The 26,781-nt window shown below is 41.9% G+C and carries 26 protein-coding genes; 13 read left to right on the plus strand and 13 right to left on the minus strand.

The window, feature by feature from the left end:
• The first annotated feature begins 9 nt into the window (after positions 1-9).
• From NST31_RS16400 to NST31_RS16425, 6 genes are all read left to right on the plus strand, one after another.
• Entirely contained in the window at positions 10-942 is a 933-nt protein-coding gene (locus tag NST31_RS16400; protein WP_321189664.1) for a thiamine pyrophosphate-dependent dehydrogenase E1 component subunit alpha, read from the plus strand.
• Between the two features lie 20 nt (positions 943-962).
• Positions 963-1,943, plus strand: coding sequence for an alpha-ketoacid dehydrogenase subunit beta (locus NST31_RS16405; RefSeq protein ID WP_339162020.1), 981 nt, complete (start codon positions 963-965; stop codon positions 1,941-1,943).
• Positions 1,944-1,956: 13 nt separating this feature from the next.
• Positions 1,957-3,294: a dihydrolipoamide acetyltransferase family protein gene (locus NST31_RS16410; protein ID WP_339162022.1), complete on the plus strand. Its 1,338-nt coding sequence runs from the start codon at positions 1,957-1,959 to the stop codon at positions 3,292-3,294.
• A gap of 12 nt (positions 3,295-3,306) precedes the next feature.
• Complete coding sequence (gene lpdA, locus NST31_RS16415; RefSeq protein ID WP_077110933.1) at positions 3,307-4,689, plus strand: dihydrolipoyl dehydrogenase; 1,383 nt, start codon at positions 3,307-3,309, stop codon at positions 4,687-4,689.
• Between the two features lie 21 nt (positions 4,690-4,710).
• A complete protein-coding gene (locus NST31_RS16420; protein WP_077110932.1) occupies positions 4,711-5,463 on the plus strand; it encodes an SDR family oxidoreductase in 753 nt (250 codons plus the stop codon).
• 599 nt (positions 5,464-6,062) lie between these two features.
• Complete coding sequence (locus NST31_RS16425; RefSeq protein ID WP_339162025.1) at positions 6,063-6,509, plus strand: universal stress protein; 447 nt, start codon at positions 6,063-6,065, stop codon at positions 6,507-6,509.
• A 634-nt stretch (positions 6,510-7,143) separates the two neighbouring features.
• Here the strand turns inward: NST31_RS16425 and NST31_RS16430 are convergent.
• Genes NST31_RS16430 through NST31_RS16440 form a run of 3 tightly spaced genes read right to left on the minus strand, consistent with a single transcriptional unit; the run spans position 7,144 to position 8,814 of the window.
• A complete protein-coding gene (locus tag NST31_RS16430; RefSeq protein ID WP_339165585.1) occupies positions 7,144-7,392 on the minus strand; it encodes a GHKL domain-containing protein in 249 nt (82 codons plus the stop codon).
• Complete coding sequence (locus tag NST31_RS16435) at positions 7,393-8,106, minus strand: hypothetical protein (RefSeq protein ID WP_339162026.1); 714 nt, start codon at positions 8,104-8,106, stop codon at positions 7,393-7,395.
• A gap of 9 nt (positions 8,107-8,115) precedes the next feature.
• Positions 8,116-8,814: a LytTR family DNA-binding domain-containing protein gene (locus tag NST31_RS16440; protein WP_339162027.1), complete on the minus strand. Its 699-nt coding sequence runs from the start codon at positions 8,812-8,814 to the stop codon at positions 8,116-8,118.
• Between the two features lie 200 nt (positions 8,815-9,014).
• Here NST31_RS16440 and NST31_RS16445 point away from each other — a divergent pair, with 200 nt between their 5' ends.
• Together NST31_RS16445 and NST31_RS16450 are read left to right on the plus strand one after the other, a co-directional pair.
• Entirely contained in the window at positions 9,015-9,761 is a 747-nt protein-coding gene (locus NST31_RS16445) for an ATP-binding cassette domain-containing protein (protein WP_077110925.1), read from the plus strand.
• Positions 9,754-10,917: an ABC transporter permease gene (locus tag NST31_RS16450; protein WP_077110924.1), complete on the plus strand. Its 1,164-nt coding sequence runs from the start codon at positions 9,754-9,756 to the stop codon at positions 10,915-10,917. The genes NST31_RS16445 and NST31_RS16450 overlap by 8 nt, the downstream gene beginning before the upstream one ends.
• Positions 10,918-11,269: 352 nt before the next feature.
• Here the strand turns inward: NST31_RS16450 and NST31_RS16455 are convergent, their stop codons facing one another.
• The gene (locus NST31_RS16455; RefSeq protein WP_077110922.1) at positions 11,270-11,524 is read right to left on the minus strand and encodes a DUF6154 family protein; all 255 of its coding nucleotides are present in this window, start codon (positions 11,522-11,524) and stop codon (positions 11,270-11,272) included.
• Between the two features lie 121 nt (positions 11,525-11,645).
• On the opposite strand from NST31_RS16455, the gene NST31_RS16460 reads away from it, so the two are divergent.
• Together NST31_RS16460 and ytkD are read left to right on the plus strand one after the other, a co-directional pair.
• Entirely contained in the window at positions 11,646-12,008 is a 363-nt protein-coding gene (locus NST31_RS16460; RefSeq protein WP_077110920.1) for a hydrolase, read from the plus strand.
• Between the two features lie 56 nt (positions 12,009-12,064).
• Positions 12,065-12,541, plus strand: coding sequence for an RNA deprotection pyrophosphohydrolase (ytkD, locus tag NST31_RS16465; protein WP_077110918.1), 477 nt, complete (start codon positions 12,065-12,067; stop codon positions 12,539-12,541).
• Between the two features lie 407 nt (positions 12,542-12,948).
• Here ytkD and opp4A read toward each other — a convergent pair whose 3' ends face one another.
• The 8 genes from opp4A to NST31_RS16505 form a co-directional block, all read right to left on the minus strand.
• A complete protein-coding gene (gene opp4A / locus NST31_RS16470) occupies positions 12,949-14,769 on the minus strand; it encodes an oligopeptide ABC transporter substrate-binding protein (protein WP_205179613.1) in 1,821 nt (606 codons plus the stop codon).
• Between the two features lie 96 nt (positions 14,770-14,865).
• Positions 14,866-15,744 carry an ABC transporter permease gene (locus NST31_RS16475; RefSeq protein ID WP_205179638.1) on the minus strand — a complete coding sequence of 293 codons (879 nt, stop codon included), beginning with the start codon at positions 15,742-15,744 and terminating at the stop codon, positions 14,866-14,868.
• A gap of 56 nt (positions 15,745-15,800) precedes the next feature.
• Positions 15,801-16,763, minus strand: coding sequence for an oligopeptide ABC transporter permease (gene opp4B / locus NST31_RS16480; protein ID WP_077110916.1), 963 nt, complete (start codon positions 16,761-16,763; stop codon positions 15,801-15,803).
• Positions 16,744-17,700, minus strand: coding sequence for an ATP-binding cassette domain-containing protein (locus NST31_RS16485; protein WP_339162037.1), 957 nt, complete (start codon positions 17,698-17,700; stop codon positions 16,744-16,746). The genes opp4B and NST31_RS16485 overlap by 20 nt, the downstream gene beginning before the upstream one ends.
• Positions 17,681-18,706 (minus strand): ABC transporter ATP-binding protein, encoded by a 1,026-nt coding sequence (locus NST31_RS16490; protein WP_339162039.1) that lies wholly within the window; start codon positions 18,704-18,706, stop codon positions 17,681-17,683. The genes NST31_RS16485 and NST31_RS16490 overlap by 20 nt, the downstream gene beginning before the upstream one ends.
• 660 nt (positions 18,707-19,366) lie before the next feature.
• Complete coding sequence (locus tag NST31_RS16495; protein WP_339162042.1) at positions 19,367-20,179, minus strand: ABC transporter permease; 813 nt, start codon at positions 20,177-20,179, stop codon at positions 19,367-19,369.
• Positions 20,160-20,936 (minus strand): ABC transporter ATP-binding protein, encoded by a 777-nt coding sequence (locus NST31_RS16500; RefSeq protein WP_339162043.1) that lies wholly within the window; start codon positions 20,934-20,936, stop codon positions 20,160-20,162. The genes NST31_RS16495 and NST31_RS16500 overlap by 20 nt, the downstream gene beginning before the upstream one ends.
• A gap of 31 nt (positions 20,937-20,967) precedes the next feature.
• Positions 20,968-21,945 carry an ABC transporter substrate-binding protein gene (locus NST31_RS16505; protein ID WP_339165587.1) on the minus strand — a complete coding sequence of 326 codons (978 nt, stop codon included), beginning with the start codon at positions 21,943-21,945 and terminating at the stop codon, positions 20,968-20,970.
• Between the two features lie 133 nt (positions 21,946-22,078).
• Between NST31_RS16505 and NST31_RS16510 the strand changes: the two genes are divergently transcribed.
• Both NST31_RS16510 and speB read left to right on the plus strand, forming a co-directional pair.
• On the plus strand, positions 22,079-22,864 hold the full coding sequence (locus NST31_RS16510; RefSeq protein WP_077110906.1) for a prolyl oligopeptidase family serine peptidase: 786 nt from the start codon (positions 22,079-22,081) through the stop codon (positions 22,862-22,864).
• Positions 22,865-23,455: 591 nt separating this feature from the next.
• Positions 23,456-24,397, plus strand: a complete 942-nt coding sequence (gene speB / locus NST31_RS16515) for an agmatinase (protein WP_339162047.1) — start codon at positions 23,456-23,458, stop codon at positions 24,395-24,397.
• 22 nt (positions 24,398-24,419) lie between these two features.
• Here speB and NST31_RS16520 read toward each other — a convergent pair whose 3' ends face one another.
• Positions 24,420-24,569 (minus strand): hypothetical protein, encoded by a 150-nt coding sequence (locus NST31_RS16520; RefSeq protein WP_339162049.1) that lies wholly within the window; start codon positions 24,567-24,569, stop codon positions 24,420-24,422.
• A 764-nt stretch (positions 24,570-25,333) separates the two neighbouring features.
• On the opposite strand from NST31_RS16520, the gene speD reads away from it, so the two are divergent.
• A complete protein-coding gene (gene speD, locus NST31_RS16525) occupies positions 25,334-26,641 on the plus strand; it encodes an adenosylmethionine decarboxylase (protein WP_339162051.1) in 1,308 nt (435 codons plus the stop codon).
• Positions 26,642-26,781: the final 140 nt, after the last annotated feature.

Below are 26,781 nucleotides of genomic sequence, written 5' to 3' on the forward strand. Positions count from 1 at the left end.
TTGAAGTCCATGTTACACGATATGATGCTCATTAGGAAATTTGAAGAGACCTTAAAAAAGCTATATCAGCAAGGAAAAATCCATGGAACCATGCACTTATGCATCGGACAAGAAGCGACAGCGGTAGGAGCGTGTGTGCCCTTAACGAAGGAGGATAAAATTACAAGCACTCACCGCGGCCATGGGCACAGTATCGCCAAGGGGACAGATGTCAAAAAAATGATGGCTGAACTGCTTGGAAAAGAAAGCGGATATTGTAAAGGCAAAGGAGGGTCGATGCACATTGCTGACTTGGATGTTGGAAACCTTGGGGCAAATGGGATTGTGGCCGCAGGGTTGCCGTTAGGAACAGGCGCAGCTCTAACATCGAAAATGAAGGACTTGGGATATGTTGTTTTATGTTTTTTTGGAGATGGCGCAACCAACGAGGGAGCTTTTCATGAAGCCCTTAATTTGGCTTCGGTGTGGGATCTGCCTGTTATTTTCTTTTGTGAAAACAATCTTTATGGGATGTCCGGATCGGTAAAAGAAATGACAAACATTGAAAACATTGCAGATCGCGGAGCAGCATATGGAATTCCGGGTGTTATCGTTGATGGAAATAACATAATAGAAGTCGTGGAATCTACAACAAAGGCAGTAGAAAGAGCAAGAAGCGGGAAGGGACCGACTTTAATAGAGGCCAAAACATATAGATGGGAAGGCCACTCTCGCAGTGATGCCAGAAAATATAGAACAAGAGATGAAGAGAAAGAGTGGAAAAAACAGAGAGACCCCATCTCCCTATTTAAAGAGCGTTTAATTGCTGAAAACGTTTTGACAGAAGAAGAATTTAACGAATTGGATAAAAAAGTACAGACGCAAATGGATGAAGCAATTGAGTTTGCCGAAAACAGCCAAGACCCCAGCTTGGAAACCCTGACAACAGATATTTATGCATAAAAAGAAAGGTGACGGAAGAAATGCGAGAAATCACATATTCGGAAGCGATTAGAGAAGCCATGAGCCAAGAAATGAGAAAAAATCCGGACGTTTTTATAATGGGAGAAGATATTGGTATCTATGGAGGCGCCTTTGGTGTAACAAATGGAATGGTTGAAGAATTTGGAAAGGAACGGGTAAGGAACACCCCCATCTCCGAGGCGGCTATTAGTGGTTGTGCAGTAGGAGCCGCAATGACAGGCATGAGGCCCATCTTAGAAATTCAGTTTTCTGATTTTATCATGATTGCGATGGACAATATTGTGAACCAAGCAGCAAAAATGCGCTATATGTTTGGCGGTAAAACGAAAGTACCTATCGTTGTGAGGCTCCCGGGAGGCTCCGGTGCGGGATTTGCCGCACAGCATTCCCAAAGCTTGGAAGCTTGGATGGCGCATGTTCCAGGCTTGAAAGTGGTTCAGCCTTCAACAGCATATGATGCAAAAGGATTAATGAAAGCAGCACTTAAAGATGACAACCCTGTTTTATTTTACGAACATAAACTTCTTTACAATTCAAAAGGAAAAGTCCCGGAAGAAGAGTATGAGATTCCATTGGGTGAAGCAGATATTAAGAATGGGGGAACTGATATAACGATTATTGCAACCGGTATTATGGTCAACAGGTCGCTTGAGGCGGCCAAACAGCTTGAACAAGAAGGGATTAGCGTGGAAATTATTGATCCCCGTACATTAGTGCCGTTAGATACAAAGACGATTTTAGAGTCAGTGAAGAAAACAAGTCGCGCCTTGGTAGTATATGAAGCTGTAAAAAGAGGCGGATATGGCGCGGAGATTGCAAGTATGATTGCGGAAAGTGATGTCTTTGACTACTTGGATGCCCCTATTAGACGGTTAGGAGGTGTTGCCACGCCAATTCCCTATAATCTGAAATTGGAAAAAGCGGCGGTTCCCCAAGTAGATGATATTGTTCGAGAATGCAGAAAGTTAATGAATAAGTAAAGGAGGTCTCGTCATGGCATCAGAAGTGGTTATGCCGAAAATGGGCGCAACAATGGAAGAAGGAACCATTGTCGCCTGGTTGGTTCAAGAAGGAGAAATGGTGGAAGAAGGGGACCCCGTTGCTGAAGTTCAGACAGATAAAATCACTTTAGAAATTGAAGCGGAGACAACGGGTGTTTTACTGAAAACCTTATTTGATGCAGGGGCTACCGTACAAGTCCATGAGGTGATTGCTTACGTTGGTGAGGCTGGTGAAAGTATAGAAGATGTTGCGGAAAAACCAAAAAGTACCCGAAGTAAGTACGCTGGGGACGATGGGCAAAAAACGGTTGAAAAAGATACTGTTGAAGATAAGCCGGCCGAAACTGGAGAAAAAGTCAGGAGAACGCCCGCTGCGAGAAAATTGGCAGATGATCATCAAGTAAATGTAAGAGATATTACCGGTTCGGGCCCGCTTGGCCGAATTCAAAAAATAGATGTTGAAAACTATTTGGCAGAAAAAAGAAAAAGAATTACCCCTTTGGCTAACAAAATGGCCTATGAACAAGGGATTGACTACAACGGTTTACAAGGAACTGGGCATCGCGGGAAAATTGTGAAAGATGATCTTGTTTCCTTGGATTCCGCTACTATACAAGAAGCACAACCAGTGGGCGGTCAGGCCGTTAAGCGAGTTCCGTTTAAAGGAATGCGCAAAGTGATAGCTGAGAGAATTTCGGAAAGTGCTTATACAGCTCCTCATGTCACTCTTTTATCGGAAATAGATATGACAAAATGTGTATCCCTTCGCCAGGAGTTGTTACCTGTTATTGAAAGTATGGAAGGGCTAAGAATTTCTTATAATGAGATGGTCATAAAAGCGGTGGCTTATACGTTAAAACAGCATCAAGATATTAATATTTCCCTGGAAGGAAATGAAATCGTCCACCATTCTGGCATTCATATCGGAATGGCGGTGGCGGTGCCGAATGGTTTGGTTGTTCCTGTTCTGCGGGATGTGGAGCAAAAAGGATTGGTGGTTCTTACGAAGGAGGCAAAACATATCGGAAAGCTTGCCCGTGAAGGCTGGTTGTCTCCTGATGATATGCGAGGAAGCACGTTTACAGTCAGTAATTTGGGAATGTATGCTGTTGATGGATTCACACCGATTATTAATGCCCCAAACTCAGCCATCTTGGGGGTAGGCCGCATTCAAGAAAAACCCGTTGTTGTAGATGGCCAAGTTGCTATTCGTTCCATGATGAACGTAAGTCTGTCTTTTGATCATCGCATTATTGATGGTGCTCCTGCAGCAGCGTTTCTTACTGATTTAAAAAACACATTGGAAAATCCCTTTAAATTAATCGTATAAGGTGGTAACAGTATGACGTCGTATGATGTTATAATCGTTGGCGGAGGGCCGGGTGGATATGTCGCGGCACTCAGGGCAGCGAAAAATGGAAAAAGAACAGCACTTGTCGAAGCGGATCACCTGGGAGGCACATGTCTAAACAGAGGATGTATCCCTTCCAAGACGCTGTTAAAACATGCCGAATTGATCGAGAATATTGAGAAGGCGAACAATTGGGGAATTAAGACAGAAAATCTGCGTTTTTCCTTAGAAGAAATGTTTGCGCGCAAAGACCAGGTAATCGCCACTCTCAGAAGCGGCATTCAACATTTATTACGTGCCCAAAAAATAGATGTCTATCATGGTTATGGCACCATCCATAATGACAAACAAGTGACCGTTCAAATGGAAAATGAATCAAAGAAAATAAGCGGTCACAACATTATTATTGCGACAGGAAGCCAACCTGCCGTCCCGCCCATTGATGGACTGGATGTGGTTGCTTATCAAACAACAGATACCATTTTCAATATTTCATATATCCCCCAGTCTATTATTATCGTGGGTGGAGGAGTCATTGGCGTGGAGTTTGCCAATATTTTTGCCAGTTTGAAAACGAAAGTCACGATTATTGAACTTGGCGATACAATTATACCAACTGAAGATGATGACGCTTCAAAAGCCTTGCTGAAGTGTCTAAAGAAAAAGGATATAAAGGTATTAACAAAAAGTCAGGTAGAATCGGTTTATGAAAGCGATCAGCAAAAGGCAGTAAATATTACTACACAAACAGGTAAAACAGAGACTCTAACAGCCGATGAAATACTGTTGGCTGTCGGCCGCAACCCCAATTTGTCCGCGGTTGCAGAATTGAATCTTCAAATGAATGGCGGGCACATCGCTGTAAACGAGTATTTGGAAACAAGCAAAAAGGATTATTTTGCCATTGGAGATGTGATTGGAAGAATGCAATTGGCTCATGTAGCCAGTGCAGAAGGGGTAACCGCCGTTGAAAATTTGGATGGCAATAAAGTAAAAATGAATTATACAGTCATGCCACGCTGTATTTATACAAATCCGCAAGTAGCCAGTGTAGGAATGAGTGAATCCGATCTAAAAGAAAAAGGGATTCAATATAAAGCGCATAAATATTCTTTTTCTGGAAACGGCAAAGCTTTGGCGGCGGGAGACACAGATGGTTTTTCCAAAGTGATGATTGATGAAAAATATGGGGAAATCTTAGGAGTTGTCATGGTCGGTGCTCATGTGACCGAAATGATCAGCCAATCTTCTGCCTATATGTTTTTGGAAGGAACAGTTGATGAGCTGGCTGAAATGGTACAGCCTCATCCATCCTTCTCTGAGGCATTGATGGAATCCGCGAACGCATTGATTGGAAAAGGAATTCATTCTTAATGATAGAAAGAAGGGCATTCTATGTTTGATGTAAAAGGAAAAAAAGCAATTATTACCGGTGGTGCTCAAGGACTGGGCTTTTCATTGGTAAAAGCTTTTCATAACGAGGGTGTTGAAATTGCGGTGATTGATATTTCGCATGAAATACTCAATATTGCCGAGAAAATAGGTAACGATGGCTCAACAATTCATGCTGTAAAGGGAGACTTGTTACATATAGAAAGCCTCAGAGAATCATTTAAAAAGGCTTTAGAACATTTAGGCGGAACTGTTGATATTTTAATTAACAGTGCCGGTTTAATAGAGAGAAAGCCGGCTTTTGAGTTTTCGCTTGAGAGTTGGAACAGAATTTTGGGGCTTAATGTAACTTCGGTTTTCGAATTATCCAGATTAGCTGCGATTGAAATGAAAAAGCAAGGATCGGGAAAAATTATGAATATGGGATCGATTCTCTCGGTGTTGGGCGGCTTTCATGCAGCAGCTTATTCGACCAGCAAGGGTGCTATTTTGCAAATGACAAAATCGTTATCGAATGAATGGGCGTGTTACGGGATCCAAGTGAATGCAATTGCACCAGGCTATATGTTAACAACAATGAATAATGATCTCGTGAATGATGTAGAACGAAGAGTGCAAGTAGACGCTAGAATCCCTGCTAAAAGATGGGGCACACCTGAAGATGTTGTTGGTCCTGCCTTATTTTTAGCTTCTTCGGCTTCTGACTATGTGACAGGAACGTTAATTCCTGTAGACGGTGGAGTATTGGGCAGGTGAAACTATATACCTCCTTGTCAAAAGAAGGTCATAAGAGGAAAAGAACACAGATAGGAACCCGTCAATGATGGTCGTGAATATCTGCCTGAGATGGAATGGCAGTAAACGAAATAGCGCAAGTTACAATATGGTTAACCGCTTTGAAACGAAGGAGGGATTTTCGTCCGTTTCTCCAGGTGAAGATATCATCATTGCGGTTTCTTAGGTGTTTTTGAAAATGACCGCTATGGTCGAGAGTGTCAATATTTTGTTCAGGCAGGTTACCTGTCTAGGAGAAAAGTAAGCGGCCCCCTGCCAAGTAGACAGCGGAAATAAACGGCTTTAGATCTCTATATTTTCAGGGACTGAAGCCGTTTCATTTTTCATGGTATCTCTTGTGTTCTTTAGCGTTTTTCTCCACCATTCGTATCATGAATGACCCCTATTTCTCAAGGTTCTGTAAAATAATCGGCAGAGGGGCCGAAATGACCGTGAATGATAGAGCAGTAAGATTTGTATGGATCAAAATAGCTCATCAATCGCGGGTTTCTATATTTTTCTGGCTATTAAACGAATAAAATAGTTTAATAGAGATAATATAATAAAAAGGGGTTGTACATATGGAGATGTGTTATCGCCATATTCTTGTAGCAGTGGACGGTTCGGAGCCTGCGGAATGGGCTTTTCGAAAAGGGGTTGAGGTTGCAAAGAGACATGATGCAACGTTGCACCTTGTTCATGTGGTAGATACAAGCCAATATCGCGGTATTCAAATGTATGATATACATTTTACCGAAAAAGCCATAAATCGTGCCAAGGAGCTTTTAGATGGCTACGTACAGGAAGCAAAAGACAAAGGGATTGAAAAGGTCGAAACGCTCGTTGAGGAAGGCTCGCCAAAGGTGGTTATCACGAAGAAGGCTGCAAAAAAAACTGGTTCCGACCTCATTATTTGTGGAGCCACCGGGGTGAATGCGGTGGAAAGAATGTTTCTTGGCAGCGTTTCCGAACACATTACCCGCCACGCTGAATGTGATGTCCTTGTTGTAAGAACAGAAAAAGAATAAATGAACATGACGAAGAAGGGCCTGTCAAAAAAGCCCTCAAAACTAATCAGTCGGAAGAAAAAAACATTTTTCTTCCGACTGATTTTGCATTTGTAGGATTGGATTGTCTGTAAATGGAGGTAATCGAAAGAACGGACATCTTCCCGATTTATCCGTGACCCAATGATGGAAAGAAGCCCAAATGCCGGTCACCATTCCGCGCTATTCAAGGGAGTAAAACGAAAGCCCATCATCATTCGGAACCAAGAGAGGAAGTCGCAAACCTGTTCATCCCCCCCCGGTTGATCGTCCCCGCTCAAGAGAGGAAGTCGCAAACCTGTTCATCCCCCCGGTTGATCGTCCCCGCCCAAGAGAGGAAGTCGCAAACCTGTTCATCCCCCCCGGCTGATCGTCCCCGCCCAAGAGAGGAAGTTGCAAATCTGTTCATCCCCCCGGTTGATCATCCCCGTCAAAGAGAGGAAAACATAAAACTGGCATTACTTCCGGTTGATGATCCCTTCCAACTGAATAAACCCGCAAAGAGGGGCGGAATCGCATTTAAGAAAAGGGGGCAATCAGGCAATTTGTCGGTCTTTGGATATGTTCTCTTTATTAAAAATCTTTTTAAAGGAATGATCTTTTTTGGATAATCCCTTTAATCCATTGAAGATTTAGATGCGTTTCGCTTGTTTTCTCTAATATCCGGGATTTTTATTTTTAATGTAAATTGATTTTGAATCACGGAAAAATCGAGCACTCCACGGTATTTATTGACGATTCTATTGATTTCCCGCGTTCCGATTCCTTCGTGATGTCCCGCTTTTGTAGTTGTTGCTTTGTTCGTAAACATTCGTTCGATTATGTGTTCGGGAAGGGGCAGGGTATCGTTTTGGCAATGAATGATTCAGATACCGCTCTGTCTTCGGCATATTAGGCACACTTTACCCGGTTTCTCCTTATTTTTTCCAAATTCGGCTGCGGCTTCAATAGCATTTTCCAACATATTTCCTAAAAATGAGACACATTCGAATTCAGAGAGCGGCAATCCCGATAAAGGGTGTTGGATGTGATAGTCCAAGAAAACTTCCTGTTCCTTTGCTTGTTCAAGATATGAGTATAAAATGCCCGCGATGACATTGGATTCACCGCGAATGATTTGATCCAATTCGATATAGCGGGAATGTACATCAGCCTTATAGGCTGATATTGCCCCGGATTCCCCGTCATGATGCAATAGGGCCGCTGCATGCTTTTGAAGATCGTGCCGTTGTCTTCTTAATTCATATAATAAGGCTTTTTGTTGTTCAAAGTTTGCAGCCATGGCCATTCTTCTTTGTTTTTCTTCCCGAACCGTTTGCATCATCACCAATAACGCAATAAGCTGCGCAATCATTCCGAGCATTAAAAAGGGCGTGTCCGTGAAAAATGCCGCGGCAATCCAGCATAATTGCAATAAAGCGGACATGACAAGCCATAAAAATGGAGCAGGGCCTTTTTTCGCAAGCGGAATATGTAAAAGTGCCCCGATGCATAATAGAGCAGCGATCATCAGATGTTTCGTCCAGAACATCCATCCGACCGCCAAAACCCATGGAATCAGAAGTATGAATAATTCCACCTTTTCACCTCAAAAATAATACTTTTGCAAGTAATCCATTTTTTCTTTCGTTAACATGGCGATGTTTTTTGTACCTTCAAATGATACACTGTATGATTTTTTTGTATAAACCGAAAAGCTTTTTACATAATGAAGATTAATGATAAAGGAACGGTGGGAACGGATAAATTGGTGTTCCCTAAGACTCCCCTCCAGCTCCGTGATCGTCATATATGTGATAAAAGTATCGTTACTGGTATGGATTGTTGTGGTGCGTCCTGTTCGTTCAACAAAGATGATGTCTTTTTTGGGAATCAATTCAATGCGTCCTTTTTGCTTTAGGACAAGCCTGCCCGTAAGATTTCCGGAGTGCTGCTTTTCCCGATATTTATCCAATGCCTGTAGCAGACGCTCTTTTTTATACGGTTTCAAAATATAATCATGGACATTCAGTTCAAAAGCATGAACGGCGTAACCGCTCTTGGCTGTCACAAAGATGACCGTGATCAGCAGTCCATGCATTTGGATAAAGTCTGCCAGTTCATATCCCGAAATGCCCGGCATTTCGATATCGGCTATTAAGAGGTCGATCTTGTTTTTTTGAATTTCCAAGTAGGCTTCTTCGGAATCGGTTGTGGCAAAGACAATCTCAACGTCATCTATCGGCTCCAATATAAACTTTATTTTTTCGAGATCAATGAATCTATCATCGACGATTCCAACCCGCATCTGAAAAGCTCCTTTGAAAAATCTATGTATTATTATAAAGCAATTCTCAGCAATATTCAGGAAAATCATGTAGGGACAGGCCAAGTAATCCATACTTCGCTCTTTTTGCGACATATAACTCCCCCTTCGCGACATGATGGCAGACGGAGTCTCCTTATCGATATACAATAAGATTGAGTGCAAAAAGGAGATGAGTGAAAATGATTCAAGTAGCGCATGTCTCAAAACAATTTAAAGATAAAAAGCAAGTGATAAAAGCGGTTGATTATGTATCGTTGCAAATACGAAAAGGGCATGTGACAGGTTTGATCGGGGAAAATGGCGCGGGAAAAACAACGTTATTGCGCATGCTTTGTACGCTGATTGAACCGGATGAAGGAACCATCTCGATTGATGGTGAAAATATCTTTCATCATAAAGAAAAAGTGAGACGCCGACTCGGTGTTTTGTTTGGATCGGAAACCGGCTTGTATAACCGCTTGACAGCCAAAGAAAATCTGGAGTATTTTGGGAATCTTTACGGCATGACGCAACATGATATTAAAAACAGAATAGAGACGCTGGCGAAACGCTTTGGCATGCGCAAATATATGGATAGAAAAGTGGAAGGCTTCTCAAAGGGCATGAAACAAAAAGTGGCGATTGCCCGCACACTAATTCATGATCCGGATATTATTTTATTTGATGAACCAACGACGGGCCTGGATATTACTTCTTCCAATATTTTTCGTGAATTTATTTATCAGTTTAAGAGTGCGGGGAAAACGATTGTTTTTTCTACTCATATTATGGATGAAATCGCCCATCTTTGCGAGGATGTTATTATGATGCACAAAGGACAGATTGTATATGAAGGTGGATTGGAAGAGTTATATGAAGCAGAAAACAGCAGGGATCTGAATTATTTATTCACTTCAAAAGTAGTTAGGGGTGATTTATATGTTTAAAACGATATTTTTAAAAGAGATGAAAGATGTACTTCGCGATAAAAGGAGCATTACTCTGCTTGTTTTGCTGCCCTTATTGATGATGATGGCATTAACGATCTTTTATGATAAAATCTTGACCTCCCACAGTGATAAAAGCTTCCAAGTCGGTGTTGAGAAAGCAGCGGACCGAGAATTCATCGATCAGTTAGAAACGTATTTGCCTGATGCGACAATCAAGGAATATGCAGATGTGCAAAAAGCGGTTGAAGAGAAAGAGGCCCAGATCGGGATTTCGATCGATTTCGCTTGGAACGAAAAGCTAAAAAAGCAAGAGAAAATCCCTGTACATATTTACTTTGATCCCGGGAGCCAGGAGTCATCAAACGCCTTCAGTCTTGTACAGACCGTTTTTTCCAACTGGCAAAATGAGACCGTTCAACTTCGTTTGAAAGAACAGCAACTGGATCCGTCTGTGCTTGAAGTCTTTCAAATAAAAACGAAGACAACGAAAGATGAAGATGATGCGATCGCCTCATTTATGTTGACCATTTTGATTCCTTTACTCATTCCGATAGCGATCGCAAACGGTTCTTATCCATCCGCCACCGAGCTGTTTGCGGGAGAAAAGGAAAAGAAAACAATTGAAGCATTGCTCATAACGCCTGTAAAACCGATAAAAATTTTATTGGCAAAATGGCTGACTATATCACTCCTGGGCATTTTTACGGGCTTGCTGTGCATTGGGCTGCTCAGCCTACTCATGAATTTTACAACGGAACTTAAAAAAGGGCTGGGCGCGCTGGAGCATCCACTGTTATTTGTTTCCATGAGCGTTGTCATCATCGTTCTGTTCTCCATTTTCATGGCGGAGGTTGAAATGATTTTAAGTATGCTGGCCAAATCGGTAAAGGAAGCCGGATATTATATTACGCCGGTTATGGGTCTGATGACGCTTCCAATGCTGTTCATGTTCTTTACAAACGAATCGTTAAATCTTGCTTTATATTCCATCCCGTTCATGAATCTGTTTATATTTGTCCGCGATGCATTTACCGGCCAATTGACCGTTGCGGCATTTTTGATCGCTGTGGGATGTTATGTTGTTATCATCGGCTTACTATTTCCGATTGCCCTGAAAATGTTTCATAATCATCGTCTCATGCTGGGGAAATAATCTATATGGATAAATAAGGCATTTTTGGGGAAGGCAAGTTCTTCATATATCATTTTTTTCAATCAACAAGAGGGGATGGATGCCAAATGCTGCAAGTGTGACGATGGACGCGTGGTTGAGGGATTGAATAGGGATTCTCGGTGCTCCCAAGGGATGTCTGGGTGAAAGTAGGCGCTCAAGCAATCCCTGACTCTAACCTGAAAATTTCAAGCATCGTTAGAAATAGCAAGACACACTAGTTGAGCACCTTACCTTACTATTTGCAAGCAGCTGAAAAGGACTTCTTCTCAAACGAATAAAGGCGCATAGCTAACGTAGCATGCGCCAATTTGTTTCTTTGAAAATGTATGTATTAATGCAATGGTCTATAATAAGATGAAGAATCTTCTTTCTTTCCTTCCAATTGGGCGAATTTACCTTTTAGTGTTTCAAGCAAGTACAGCCTGATAAAATATTGCAACTCATATTCGTCCATTTCTTTTACAATTTCCAACAGATCTTCGTGATCATACCCTTCCAAAACGGCAAAAGTAATCATGTCTAAATCTTCTTCCTCTCCGGTTAATTTATCCCGGTATAATTCAAATAACTCATCAATCAGTTTCATTTTGATCAACCCCCTTTCAGAATACGCTGCTCCTTTTATATATACCCATAATTGAAGTAATAAATCAGAGTCACTATTAATCCCATTATTAAGAATAAAATAAGATTGTGCAAGGCAAAATATGCATAAACAATTGGTTGAAGGAGTCATAACAGTGAACGAGGAAAAGAAAACTTACTATATCTCCGTTGGAGCCGGCGAAATTATGAGGGTTCCGAACGCGTCCCCATGGGAATTTAAAATTGAAGCCACCGATGAAGAAATAACAGAGATGCGCGCAGTATTTGATATGATGCAGGATAACAGCATAGGTGATTTCCTTCGCACGCATGTTCCATTTGTTGAGTATTCTCACGACCCGACTAATGATGCCCATGATGAAAGTCTGCACAAAATTTTTACGATGATTTACGAACTGGGAGATGCCGAAGCAAAGCAACATGTCAAAAGCCTTGGCATTTTGGACGGGTTTAAAAGTGATTGACATGTGACTCCTTTTCTTTATAATTGGTTCGATAACCAATTAAAGGATGATCTCACATGAGCATACAGTTTTTTGATCAAAAAGGAAAGCGTGTAACGCTCGCTTTTCAAAAAAACGCCTTTCAACAAAGTTCAGGCCATGTTTTGGCGATTTGCCGATACCGAGATGAATGGCTGTTAACAAACCATCCCGCAAGAGGTTTGGAATTCCCCGGCGGTAAATTGGAAAAGGGGGAATCCGTTGAAGATGCAGCCATCAGGGAGATCTATGAAGAAACCGGGGCTGTTGCGAACATCCAAGCATATGTCGGAGAATATTTGGTGGAAGAAAAAACTGGCGCATCATTTGTCAAAGCGATTGTTTTGGCAAACATACTCAAACTGGAAAAAAAGAATCATTATCATGAAACAAAAGGCCCCGTTTTCGTCCAGGGCGATTTGCTTGCGAAAGTACATGGTGAGGAATTCAGTTTTATCATGAAAGACCGAGTCGTAGAAGAAGCATTGAAAAGATGCTGTCCAGAAAGTCAGTAACACCTGATTTTCTGGACATTCTAACCACAAACATTTCCGAAATGTTAAGACCAATCCGAAATAACGAGTACACCATACAAAAGGACCTTCGTTTAGAAAAAAGGAAGCCCCTTTTCAACAGCAGAAAATACATTACTCGATATCATAGAATTATTCTTGAAGCAAAAGCTTTTTGAATGGGTTGACAAAAAACTGATCATAACACTGATTTCCAGAAGTGATGCATACAACAAAAATGGAAAAGAGCACCGCCAGTCTGCCTTGAATAAAGAGGACTTACACACTTTATTTGACAAACCTTTACGTATCGGCGATCAAAAAAGATTAAACGGCTTAATGCCCTCTAGAATACAGGGATCAAGCCGTTTAACACATTTTATTCATGCAAAACAGCCGTGTAACAGCTATTATTTTTCTTTGATTGGTTCTTCCTGGGTTACCGCAATTTCATGCCGGTCTAAGCCATAATACTCTACGGTATAGTTTAACACGCGATTATTAACAGGCGTGATTTCAGCGCGATAAAGCGTTGGGATAACGGGAACTTCATCTACCATTAACTGTTGCCATTCTTTATACACTTCCTGACGATACTCCTGATCCATCGCTTTTTCGGATGCTCCTTCATCTAACAACCTATCATTTTCTTCACTTGCATAACGTGGAAAGTTAAACAATGCTTTGCGGCCATAGGTACCAGCAGGATTGACATCTGTTGCTACACTCCATGCCGCCATGTAGATATCAATCGCCGGATCATCTTCTCCCGTGTTTCCGACTCGATCATAAAAGGAGTTAAATTCGTGCAAACGACCGTCTAACAATTGAACATGTAAGCCAACGTTTTTCCAAGCTTGAATATAGAAATTAGCAAGCGGTTCAGCCACATCTCCACCAGACATGGACGCAAAGTTAATCACCAGTTCTTTTCCTTGCGGATCTTCGCGCATGCCATCCCCATCGACATCCTTATAACCGGCCTCATCCAAGATTTTCTTTGCTTTTTCCGGGTCATATGTTAATCCCGGGTTATCTTTATCATGAAAAGTTGGATGTGATGGTGGGATTAAGGTGTTCGCTCTCCAGCGTAACCCGTGATAAAACTGTTTCCCTACTGCGTCGTTATCAATTGCGTGCCACATCGCTTTACGCAAATTCACATCGGCCATTTTCTTCTTTGGGTCAGGCTTTACTTCTTTCTTTTCTTTATCCCATGTTCCTAATTTAAAACCAATATAAGTGTAAGACATTTCGATATTGCCTAAAAATTCAACATTAGACATCTGCGCATTATCCGGGTATTGATCGGCTGGAAAACTATCAACTGTATCCACTTCACCTGTTTTTAATGCTTGGACGACCGTTTTAGGGTTAATGATTTTAAGCGTCACCTTATCTAATTTTGGTTCTCCCTCCCAATAATCTTCGTTTTTTGTCATCACTACAGCTTCTCCCGGGGTAATGCTTTCTATTTTAAACGGGCCGAAGCCAATCGGATTTTTCCGCACCGCGTCGGATTCCTCCATTTTGGCTACCGGAATATCTTTAAAGATATGCTTCGCTAAAGGCCGACTCCAAACACCGCCACTTAATAAAGAAGGGGATGCTTTTTTATACGTTATTCTTAAAGTTTTGTCATCAAGCACTTCAATCCCTGAAATAGAGTCGGCTTTCCCGCTATGATACTCTTCCATTCCTTCAATATTAATAAAATCATCATTATACCGGACCCCCGTGTAATCAGGATGTCCAATCACTTCATGAGCAAATGCCCAATCCTCGGCGGTTACCGGTTTGCCATCATGCCAATTGACATTATCCCGAATCTTAAAGGTAAACACTCTGCCACTTTCATCTACTTCAAATGTTGCGGCGCCATCTTGCGTTATATTATGATTTTTATCAGCATTTAGTAACCCACCATAAAACCAATCAATAATCTCTCCATCAGGTACCCCTGAGGAAAAATTATAATTTAAGATTCCCTCAAAAGGTGTATCATAAACGATGCCGTATTTAAAATGCCCACCATCTATGGCTTTTCCTTTGTTTGTCTTCTCCAGTTTAAAATCATCAATGGAATATACCTGTTTACTCTCTTTTTCTGTCTTCTTATCACCAGACTCATCTGCCATACTGTCCTTTTTACCGCTGCATGCCGCCAAAGCAAGCAGCAGCCCAAGCGTACATGCATATAGCATGCGGCGCCATTTTCTTTTACTGCTCATTCAATGAACCTCCCCTTTTTTCATTTCTGCCATGGTGACTTCATCCTTACCATCATTATATGATGTAAGTAGCTTAAAAAATGCCGTGTTTATTTATCACCCCCTGCGTTGTCTGGCATCCGTCGCGCGCTTTAAAGCTTCTCCAACATTGCGAACAGCCAACATTAGTAGAAAAATCATTGCCGCAGCCGGCAGCCAAACCCACCATCTGAGCTCCAATGTTTGCGGATTGCGCGCATATCCCAACAATGTCCCCAAGCTTGGAGTCGATTCAGGAAACCCAAATCCTAAAAAGGATAGCCCGGATTCCAAACCGATATTGGCAGCTAAGTTTAATGTCATGGTGACAATAATAATGGAACTTAAGTTAGGCAGTATTTGCGTAAACATAATCTTCCAATCTGGTGTACCTAATGTTTTGGAAGCTTGGGCATAGTCCAACTCTCTTTCTTGCAATGCTTTTGAACGGATTAGACGAGCTTTTCCCATCCATAAAAAGGCTGTCATAATGAAAGAAAATGACCATATGCTGTATTTGGGCACAATCGCTACAAATACAATAACAATCATTAAAAAAGGTAAGATTAAGAAGAAATCAACAATTCGCATCATGATATTGTCGATTGTTCCACCGTAATAGCCGGAAACCAATCCGTAAATAATGCCAATCATTCCTGTCATTAATGTAACTAGTAAAGCGATGGATAAAGAGTTGCGTGTTCCGATAATAAGCTGGCCAAAAATATCCCGCCCGCCATAATCGGTTCCGAGCCAATATTCGGAAGACGGAGGCTCGTTAATGGCAAATAAATCAACTTTAACAATTTCTGCTTGATTTAAAAATAAAGAAATACCATAGACAAATGCTGTAATGATCACAAGAAATAGTAGTGAAAAAAGCGCGATTTTATCGCGGACGATTTCTCGCCAAATAATTTGCAACATATCAGGAGCTTGTTCCGTCCCTGTATTCATCGTTTCAACATTTACTTGTTCCAACAGGTATCACCTCCATGCCTATCAGAATAAACTTACTTGATCCGTATTCTGGGGTCGACTAAACTTAAAATAATATCTGATAGTAACGCCCCTAAAATAGAAGCAATGCCTAATAATAAGACAACAGATGTTACCACACTATAGTCGCGTTGTAAGATAGATTCCATAAATAAGAGTCCCATTCCCGGATAACTGTAAATCGTCTCAATAAAAATGGTTCCGCCAATTAAGCCCGTAATCTCAAAGCCTAAAAATGCTGCTATCGGCAGAATAGAATTTCGCAAAATATGCTTGTTATAAACCCGGGACTCCGAAGCGCCTTTTGCTCGCGCCGTGATGACGAAGTCTTTTTGCTTCGTATCAATAATTTCACTTCGCAAATATTGGACTGTACTTACAGTAGTAATGAGCGCCATTGACAAAGCTGGCAACAGCATATGGTTAAACTTGCTCATGATATAGGCGAATGACCCGGGTTCTAACCCCGGTGTAACGCTCCCCCCTGTAGGAAACCAGCCAAGTGTATATCCAAAAACCCACAACATGACAAGCGCGAAAATAAACAACGGTGTGGCAAACCCGATATACGTATACCCGGAGATTAATTGATCGCGTAAAGTATCATGATAACGACCGCTTATAATACCAAGAGGAAGCGCTATCATATAAGTGAAAATTAACGTTACCAAAGAAAGCCAAAAGGTATTAACAAGCCGCTCTCCTATCAGTTCTTCAACCGGCATTTTAAAACGGAAAGATTGCCCTAAATCTCCTTGCAAAGCTGAGGTAACCCAATCAGCATATTGCACATACCAAGGATTATTAAGCCCTAATTTTTCCCGTTGTTCTTCGATCGCAGCCGGATCAATATTCGGATCGATTAAACCTGATAAGGCATCTCCAGGCATCATTTGCGCCATAATAAAGACCAATACACTCAACAAAATGATTTGCGGCATGGTAATCAACAGTCGTCTAACAATAAATTTCCACATTGTTATCACCTTTCTCTGGCAACGCGACTAAATGTGTATTGGATATACTCCGTAAGCCGTAAGCCATCCCTTCATGATCAAAATAATCGTCATAATGTCTGTTATATTCTTTCTCTACTTTATCGCGCCATTTCTGCTGTTTTTCTCGATTAGAAGGATCAATATCCGGAATTGCGGCAATAAGGCGTTTCGTATAGATATGTTGCGGATTATTGAAAATATCATCTCTAGAACCTTGCTCGACAAACCTTCCTTTGTACATGATGCCGATTTGATCACACATATGTTTGACAATACCTAAATCATGGCTAATAAAAAGATACGTCAAATGTAAATCCTTTTGGATATCCTTTAGGAAATTTAAAACTTGAGCTTGAACCGATACATCAAGAGCAGATACCGGCTCATCCGCTATAATTAATTTCGGCTTTAAGGCGATTGCTCGGGCAATGCCAATTCGCTGGCGCTGTCCTCCTGAAAATTGATGTGGATATTTATACATATTTTCCGCCGTTAAACCAACTTGTTCCAGTAATTCTTGCACTTTTTTTCTTTCTTCTGTTTTTGATAATGTTTTGAAGTTGCGCAGCGGTTCTGCAACAATATCGAGTACTCTTTTTTTGGGATTTAATGAGGAGTAAGGATCTTGAAAAATCATTTGAACCTCTTTTCGAATCTCTTTTCTGTTTGACTTTACATTTGTTAAATCGACATCCGAAAATCGGATTTTTCCTTCAGTCACATGGGTTAAACCAATAATCGCCCGGCCTAAGGTCGTTTTTCCTGAACCTGATTCCCCTACAAGCCCGTAAGTCTTGCCTTCTTCAATTGAAAATGAAACCCCGTCTACAGCTTTGATCTCACCAATTTTACGATTTAAAATGCCTCCACGAATGGGAAAGTGGACTTTCAAGTCTTCAACCTCTAAAAGAGCCATATGCATTTACCTCCTTGTCGATTTCATCCGGAAAATAAAAGTGCTGATAACATGTACAGCGGACAAAATGGCCAGGAGCTACTTGACGCAATTCCGGATGCGATTCATGTGCTGTTTTATCTATCCACGGAATCCGGGCGGAAAATCGACACCCTTCGCGCGGCATTTTTTGTAAAGAAGGGACAATTCCTTGAATCACATGAAGCTTATCTTTTATTTGATCAGTACTTGGTATGGAGTTTAATAGCGATCTGGTATAGGGGTGTAACGGCTTGTTAAACAAAGTGTGAACATTTGCCACTTCAACGACTTGCCCCGCATACATGACTGCTACGCGATCTGCCATCTCTGCAACCACCCCTAAATCATGGGTGATTAAAATGACCCCCGTTCCCATTTTGTTTTTTAAATCATTGATTAACCGTAATATTTGCGCTTGAATAGTGACATCTAAAGCTGTTGTGGGCTCATCGGCAATGAGTAGTTTTGGTTTATTGGCAATAGAAATGGCAATCACAACCCGTTGCCGCATGCCTCCTGACAGTTGATGGGGATATTGCTCACATGTATACTCCGGTCTGGGTATACCGACTTGTTTGAGTAAATGAACTACCTTACTTTGTCGTTCTTGCTTGGATAGTTGTTTATTGTGAAGCAATAATGCTTCACCAATTTGGTCTCCAATTGTCATCAGTGGATTTAAAGCGGCTAATGGGTCTTGAAAAATCATCGCCATATCATTACCACGCAACTTATTTAACTTCCCAATCGGTAAATTCATGATGTCTTGGCCATGAAAGTAAATATGGCCTTCTATTTTAGCGCGATTATGCAAGCGCATGATGGAGAATGCTAAAGCACTTTTTCCGGAACCCGACTCACCTACAATCGCCAGCGTCTCATTTTTATTGACCGATAAAGAGACATGATCGACCGCGGCGTAATATTGATCTTTTATTCTGAAAGAGGTTGTTAGATCTTTAATTTCTAATAAACGATCGCTCATATGAATCCCTCCCGTTTCATTGGGTAGCGCTAAGCGTTTTTTTATGATCTTCGAATGGTAACCACCGTCTAGCAGAAATCTATCAATTTTAAAAAATATAAAAATATTTATTTAACAGTATATTATACCTATTTATTTTAAAGAATCAAATAATTCAAATTTGATAAATAGTTTAATCTGGAAGTCATCACTTCTACGAAATGGTGTTCGAATACAACAACTGAAATGATTTCAAAATCCCAAGCTCTCACGCAAAAAGGCAGCACTTTTTTTGGTTCGATGAGGTTAAAACAAGAAAAACAAAATCGCTATTTAATGATGATCAATCTTTTCTGAATAGGTGATGGAATGTTAAAAACTCTCTATCGTCTTGTAGTCTAGAAAATTGCCAGAATGACGCCTGTTTAAATATTATCCATTGACAGATGGGGCTTGTGGAAGGTGAATTACAAACAGACGAGTGTCTTTTTCAAAAAAATGGAAACCTTTTCAAAGGCTTTCAACAAGTTTCATACAGGAAAAGACTCTATTATGGCGGATAGCTTTTATAAAAAGATGATACCTCTGACAGTACGGTGAGAAACTGACGGGGCTGTCACAGAAATCGGTATTTATGGACTTTCCGGACAGTCCCGTGTTGGGGCTTTTTAGATGTCCCCCTTAACGGTGATCTTTAAGGAGCTTTTTTTCCAGCAATTCAACAAGCATATACATGATTGTGGCAAAAATGACAATGAGCAAGAGAGCAAGCATGACGAGCGTAAAATTGAATACTTGAAACCCGTAAACAATCATATACCCGAGACCTTTTGCCGAAACGAGAAACTCACCGACAATGACACCGACCCAGGAAAGACCGACATTGACTTTTAATGTTGAAATAATCGTTGGAAAGGATGCGGGCAAAACCGCCTCTTGAAAAATATGTCTCTTACCGGCGCCAAATGTCCGGAGTACTGTTAAATAGTTTTCGTCGACATCCCGAAATGCCGTATAGACAACGATTGTCGTAATAATGATGGATATGATCGCCCCCATCGCAATGATCGATGTAAATCCGGGACCAAGACCGACGATCAGGATCGGTCCCAGCGCCACCTTTGGCATCGCGTTTAAGATAACGAGGTATGGATCAAGCACCTTTGAAAGAAATGGGGACCACCATAAAATAGCAGCCAGAATGGTTCCCAGAAAAGTGCCCAAAATAAAGCCGAGTACCGTCTCGAACACTGTGACTCCCACATGTGAAAATAGAGAACCGTCGGCGATTCGTTCTATCAGCAGCGCCCACACTTTGGAGGGATAGCTGAAAATAAGCGGGTCCAGCCATTGGTTGCGACTCCCTGCCTCCCAAACAATGAAAAAGGCGGCCAGAATGAGAGATTGGTAAAAACGAATCCAGCGCTTTTCAATCACAATCTGCTGTTTGTATTGCTCATGAAGGAGGAAAGGATCAACGGACTTCTTTTTCAAGGGATTCCAACTCCTTCCATATGGTTCCGAATAATTCATGGTGAGCATCTTTCGTCCTGGATTCGAAAGGACTGGCGTTTCGGAGTTCCTCTGGGACGTGAAATACTTTATGAAGCCGTCCCGGATTCGTCGCAAAAAGCAGTATGCGATCGCTCATGGAAATGGCTTCGGCAATATCATGTGTGACAAGAACAGCTGTTTTATGGTAGCTTCTTAATATATGGAACACTAGATCTTCGAGCTTTAACTTGGTTTGGTAGTCCAGTGCGGAAAATGGTTCATCCAGAAGCAGCAGTTTAGGCTGGACTGCCATGGTTCGAGCCAATGCCGCCCTTTGGCGCATTCCTCCGGAAAGCTGGCGGGGATAGGATTTTTCCACATCACCTAGTCCGATCTGCCTTAAAAAACGAATGGCATTTTCTTTCGTTTCACGATTGAGCTTCCCGTTAAGTTTTAGTCCGATTAACGTGTTGTCCTCGATTGTTTTCCAAGGAAATAAGTAATCTTGCTGCAGCATATAACCGATGCTGCTTTTTTGCGATTCCGGTGGCTTGCCATCAATCTTTACATCTCCGGTTGTCGGTTTTAACAGTCCCGAAACAATGGAAAGCAGTGTTGTTTTTCCGCAGCCGGATGGCCCGATCAGTGAAATAAACTCACCTTCATTTACAGTAAAAGATACATCCTTCAAGGCGATTTTGACTGATGAAGGGGAAAAATAATGATGTTCTATTTGTTCTGCCACAAGGAAGCTCACGATGTTTTGACCTCCTTCTTATTCAATAAAGTTATTCAGCCATCACCTTTTCAACGATGTTTGTATTGACGAGTTTGTCGTAATCCACTCTTTCCGGGAGCTCGCCAGCTTCTTCCATAATGGCCTGCAAATTTTCCCACCCTTCCTTTGTTAGCGTCATTTTCTCAGCAAACGAACCTTGATTTTTATACCGGTCAATGACAACGGCCAATGTTTCAATGTCCGAGTCTTCAAAATAAGGCTGTACGACCTCCGCTATCTCTTCTCCACTGCTTTTTTCAACCCATTTCTGGGCTTTATAAAGAGCTCTTACAAATTTTTCTACTGTTTCCTCGTTTTCTTTCAGATAGGTTTCTTTTGCCATAAATGTCGTATAAGGAACATGACCCGATTCTTCACCGAATGAAGCGATGATGTAACCTTTTCCTTCCTTTTCAAACACCGATGCAGTCGGTTCAAAGAGTTGGACGTAATCTCCGGTGCCGGAGGCAAATGAGTTGGCAATATTTCCGAAATCGATGTTTTGGATTAACTCCAAGTCCTGCTGAGGATCGATGCCGTGCTTTTTCAAAACAAATTCGCCAACCATTTGCGGCATGCCTCCTTTTCGCTGGCCGAGAAAAGTGGTTCCTTTTAGCATCTCCCAGTCAAAGTGGTCGACTTTTTCGCGTGATACGAGGAAAGTTCCATCGGTTTGCGTCAGCTGCGCGAAGTTAATGATAGGATCACTGGTACCTTGGGCATATACATAAATCGAAGTTTCCGAGCCGACGAGGGCAATATCGACTGCATCTGATAAGAGAGCCGTCATTGTTTTATCACCGCCCCAGGTCGTCTTTAATTCAACGTCGAGCCCTTCTTCTTTAAAGAATCCTTTTTCCAGCGCCACATATTGCGTGGTGTAGAAAACAGATCTGGTCACTTCAGCAAGCCTGACTTTTTGCACTGCATCTTTCTTGTTGGAGCATGCCGCGCCAATCAGCAATAGAAATGATGCAATGAATATCATTCCAACCTTTAGCGATATCTTCACGAAAGAACCTCCCATCAATGTTTGTAAAACGCCGTGAAATTGGGCTAACATATCGTATGATGGATGTTTAAATATGTGAAACAAATTTTGATGGCAGGAGGAACGAGTCATGAATGAAACTTCAATCATTGAGAAATGGTTGTTCCCATCTCCCAATCCGAACGTACGCATGTATTTAATGACATATATGTCTGCGGGGCTCTGCGTGAAGGGATTGCTCGCGGAGCCGACCGAGGCGGGTATGTATGATGGCCTTTTATATTTAAGGGGCGGCATTAAAAATGTCGGGATGGTGAGGCCGGCACGCATCGGCCAATTTGCTTCGGAAGGCTTCGTTGTCTTTGCTCCGTTTTATCGGGGAAATCGCGGGGGTGAAGGAAATGAAGATTTTGCCGGGGAGGACCGGAAGGATGCTTTTTCGGCATTGGCTGTATTAAAGAGCCACCCGGCAGTCCTGGAGGATCGCATTCACATTTTCGGTTTTTCTCGCGGCGGCGTGATGGCATTGTTGACCGCCATTAAACACAAAACGGCCGCTTCTCTCGTGACATGGGGAGGAGTAGCGGATATGGCATTGACATATGTCGAGCGGAAAGATTTGCGCCGGATGATGAAGCGTGTTATTGGCGGGTCGCCTAAAACGGCACTTCAAGCATATACATACCGCACTCCTTTGTACGAGCTTGAGCATCTCCGTTGTCCCGTACTGATTGTTCATGGCGAGCGCGATGAACATGTTTCGATTGAACATGCATATCGGCTGGAAAAAAGACTATTGGAACTTGGCAAGAAAGTGGAAACGAGATATTTTAAGCATGTTACGCATTACTTTCCGCCATCCTTAAACAGGGAAGTTGTGAGCGAAATCGGGAAGTGGATGAAGGGGAGAGTGTAAAAGAGCCGGAATGTAAACGTAAGGGGCTGTCTAAGAAGTCCAATTTAGAGTAAATGCACTACAATGTAAAACCAAAGAATGTTGATTTTACAGCATTTTTTTGTTTCAAGCTGCGATATTACTTTTCGGACACCCCCTCAGGAATGTTTTAGAGAAGCCCATTTTCCCCTATTGGCGGTTGGATTCCTTTGGAAGAAGAAAGATCCTTAGGTGCTGGCATCTGCCGAAGCTCTTATCTTTAATTCAGAATCCAAAATGCTGTGCCAGAATGAAGGAAATTTTCTGCCCGAGCGTTTTCGAGAGCTTTTTCAATTAAAGCGATTGTCAATAAAGGAATCCTATCCCAATGGAGGGTGTTACACTGCTCATTTCGATCGTTTTCCAGCTAGGAAGATCGTGCTTTTTCATGTACTTGCTTTAATAGTTAAAATGCTTAATGGCAAACTCCCAATAGCTCTTTCAAGAAAGCGATTATGGGGTCGATGGGCCGTTTTTTTATTTCCCAAATGAAACAAATACAGATAAGATAGAACATAATGTAAGGGCTTACTAGACTGATTTGAAATATTGATAGAAAAAGAGGGATGACATTTGAAAAAGGTTTCTAAGATGATCCAAGAAGAGGGTATTTGGGCTGGGTTAAACCGTCCAGGCATTGATATGGAAGAGGCGGATATTGTTGTCTACGGGATTCCATATGATGGAGGGGTCAGCTTCCGTTCGGGTGCAAAAGAAGGCCCGGCCGCTGTTCGCAATATAACCTATACAATTCCCCCGACAACTGAAAGATGGGAAGATCTTTCGTCCTTAAAGATATTGGACTTGGGGGATATGGAAGGTGCCAGCCGTGATGAAATCTTTTTGCAAGCAGAAGAAGCCGCCTACTCTATCGCTAAATCAGGCAAACTGCTAACGATGATCGGCGGTGACCATTCTACGACGATTCCTGTCTTAAAAGGCATTGACAGAGCTTTGGAAAAGCCTTTTGGCATCATCCACATTGATGCCCACTTTGATTTGTGTCATGAAATGGGGGGAGATTTACTCTCGCATGGTTCTACCGGAAGGCGTGCTTTGGAGCTGGAAAATGTGCCGGATACGGAGAGTATCTTCTTTGTGGGAGTCCGTTCTGTCGAGTCAGAGGAGCTGGCGTTTATTCAGAATCATGACATGAATATGATCAAAGCGCTCGAAGTAAGAAGAAATGGTGTGGAAAAAACATTGGAAACCATTCAAACCAAAATGGCCCGATTTGAACAAATTTATATTACAGTGGATATCGATTCGCTTGATCCAGCTTATGCCCCGGGAACCGGAACGCCGCAGTTTGGCGGTTTGGATAGCCGGGAGCTGCTTGATTTGTTATACGGCTTGTTTGAGCTTCCTGTCATTGGTTTTGATGTCGTGGAAGTGTCACCTAAATTGGATGATTCCGCACTCTCGGTTTTTGCTGCGAGAAAAATATTGACGGAATGCTGGGGACATCATCAGCGGAAGAACAAGAACATAAGAGGGAAATATGTAGTGGAATAAACGCAATTCGCTGGATCCCGCATTAACCGGCAGTAAGGCCCTTTGCAGAAAGGATCCGAAAAAAGTAAACAATGGGTGCAAACAACCAGTATCCGCCCGATTGGCTTAACGAACAATCAGCTGAATAAAAAGCTTTCGTTCCTTGAAATTTCGCTTGACCCGGCATTAACATCCTGTCATGCCCCCTGAAGAAAGGGAGATGCCCGGAGAAAAGTTAGTTGGTCCAACACCCAGTGCCGGATTGGCTTAACGAACAAAAAGCGGAATAACAACCTTCGCCGCATGAAGTTTCGCTCTATCCCGAATATAGCGTGAGGAATTTACACAGTAAAATGGACTGAACTCGATCTTGGCCTTTGTCTTGCTGTGTTCAGTGGGGAACGGGGGCGGAGGAAAGAACGCGACATCGTGTGGCAACCTTGTCTGGCTTACATCTTGTAGGTCTGTGTCCATTGCTGGAAGTTTTTCTTTATGATGAGTGCGTGGATTGAAAATCGGATTCCTGAAATGACTCTTTCAAACTCTTTTTCTCGCACTCTATATGAGTGCATGGATTGAAATTTGTATTTCATCCTTTAAAGTGCCATCATCATCCGCGTCGCACTCTATATGAGTGCGTGGATTGAAATAACGCTATATATGGAGTTTTATGTCATTGTATCGTGTCGGACTCTATATGGCTTCGCAATGATTTTTTCCAACTTCCTCACATTATTCCTTCATGACCGCGGAAGCATAGTGGATTAATGTTTTACGGATTGGGAATTATCCATGAATCCTACTCATAGACGAAAACGTGCCGTTCGCTCAATCGAGAAAGGCAGAGTTTTCATTTTTTAGCATTTGCACATTGATAAGTTCATACGTTAGTTATGGATGTGTTTGCGGGAATATGGGTGATTCGGGCGAAGCGAAAAAATATCAGGACTGGAAGGAATGGACGACATGGAAGCAACGGGCGTAATAGGACAACATTTTATCGTGGATGCATATGATTGTAATGCTAGTGTCATTGATTGCGCTGATGAGGTAAAAAGTTTGATTTTAGAGTCCTTGAGAGAACTGCGATTGGAAATTCTGATGGCTTATTTCCATACGTTTTCACCCCAAGGAGTAACGGGTACGATCGTTATCTCTTCGTCCCATTTCTCTATTCACACTTGGCCTGAATACAGGTATACAGCTTTGGACTTATATACATGTTCCCATCAGGATGTCTGGAATGTGTTACAAAGATTTCTACGCAAAATAGGCGCAAGGCGCGTCTTTATGCATGAAATTCCAAGAGGGCATAAAAGCCGAATTTTTTCCGGAAATGAAAGTATTCGTGAGCCGGGAAAACCACTTCATGTAACAAATAAAGAGCGGGGAAATGAGTCGGACATGAAGGTTCTTAAAGAACTTATAAATGGAAAGCACAATATTTTGTATAGAGGATTCAGTGGTTTTCAGGATATTTTGCTTGTCGAGGGAAAAGACCTTCGATTGTATCTAAATGATGAGTTGCAGTTTTCATCCCTTGATGAAAGATATTACCATGAAGCACTGGTATTTCCGGCAATGGAACTGGCAAAAGCAAGAAAAAGAATACTGATTTTAGGCGGAGGGGACGGGCTGGCGCTTCGTGAAATATTAAAATATACTGATGTAGCACATGTAGATCTTGTGGATATTGACCCCGTCATGATTCGTTTGGCAAAAGACGAGCCCGCACTTGCTGCTATAAATGCCGGCTCGTTAAGGGATGGCAGGGTAAAGGTGCATATAATGGACGCGATGGAATACTTAAAGAAAACAATGGAGGGTTATGATGTCATCATCGTTGATTTTCCTGATCCCGCCGATCCTACAACCAGCTTATTATATACCAAAGAATTATTTATCGGGGCCGGCAGGCATTTGAATGCGGGAGGAGTCGTTTCATGCCAATCCAATTCCCCGAGGGATACTCCGAGAGTGTATTGGAGCATAGCCAAAACATTGAATACTGCTGGTTTCAAAACGAAAGCCTATTATACAGTGGTGCCGTCGTTTGGTGTCTGGGGATTCCATTTGGCCAGCCGTGAAAATATCATGAAAATAATCCCGGACATTTCAGTTCCCCATCGAGCAATCGACTCAAATCTAGAAAGATTATTTCATCTGCCTCCAAGTCTTCAGCCTCCGAAAACGGGCTTAATCAGTAACTGTATAAAAGACCTCAAACTTCATGTAATATACCAAAAAGAAATAAACCAATTTTGAGTATCTTACAATTTCTCAAGACAAGGGGATTTTTCATATCGAGTAATGATTCCTGTAATCGTCAAGAACCATCGAAAGCAGAGGGCCGAGGATTCCCGGGAGTACCCAGGCGGCGCGGCAGAGAGATCCTAGCGATTGGA

The sequence above is a fragment of the Siminovitchia sp. FSL W7-1587 genome, assembly GCF_037963795.1.
Classification (GTDB): domain Bacteria; phylum Bacillota; class Bacilli; order Bacillales; family Bacillaceae_C; genus Siminovitchia; species Siminovitchia thermophila.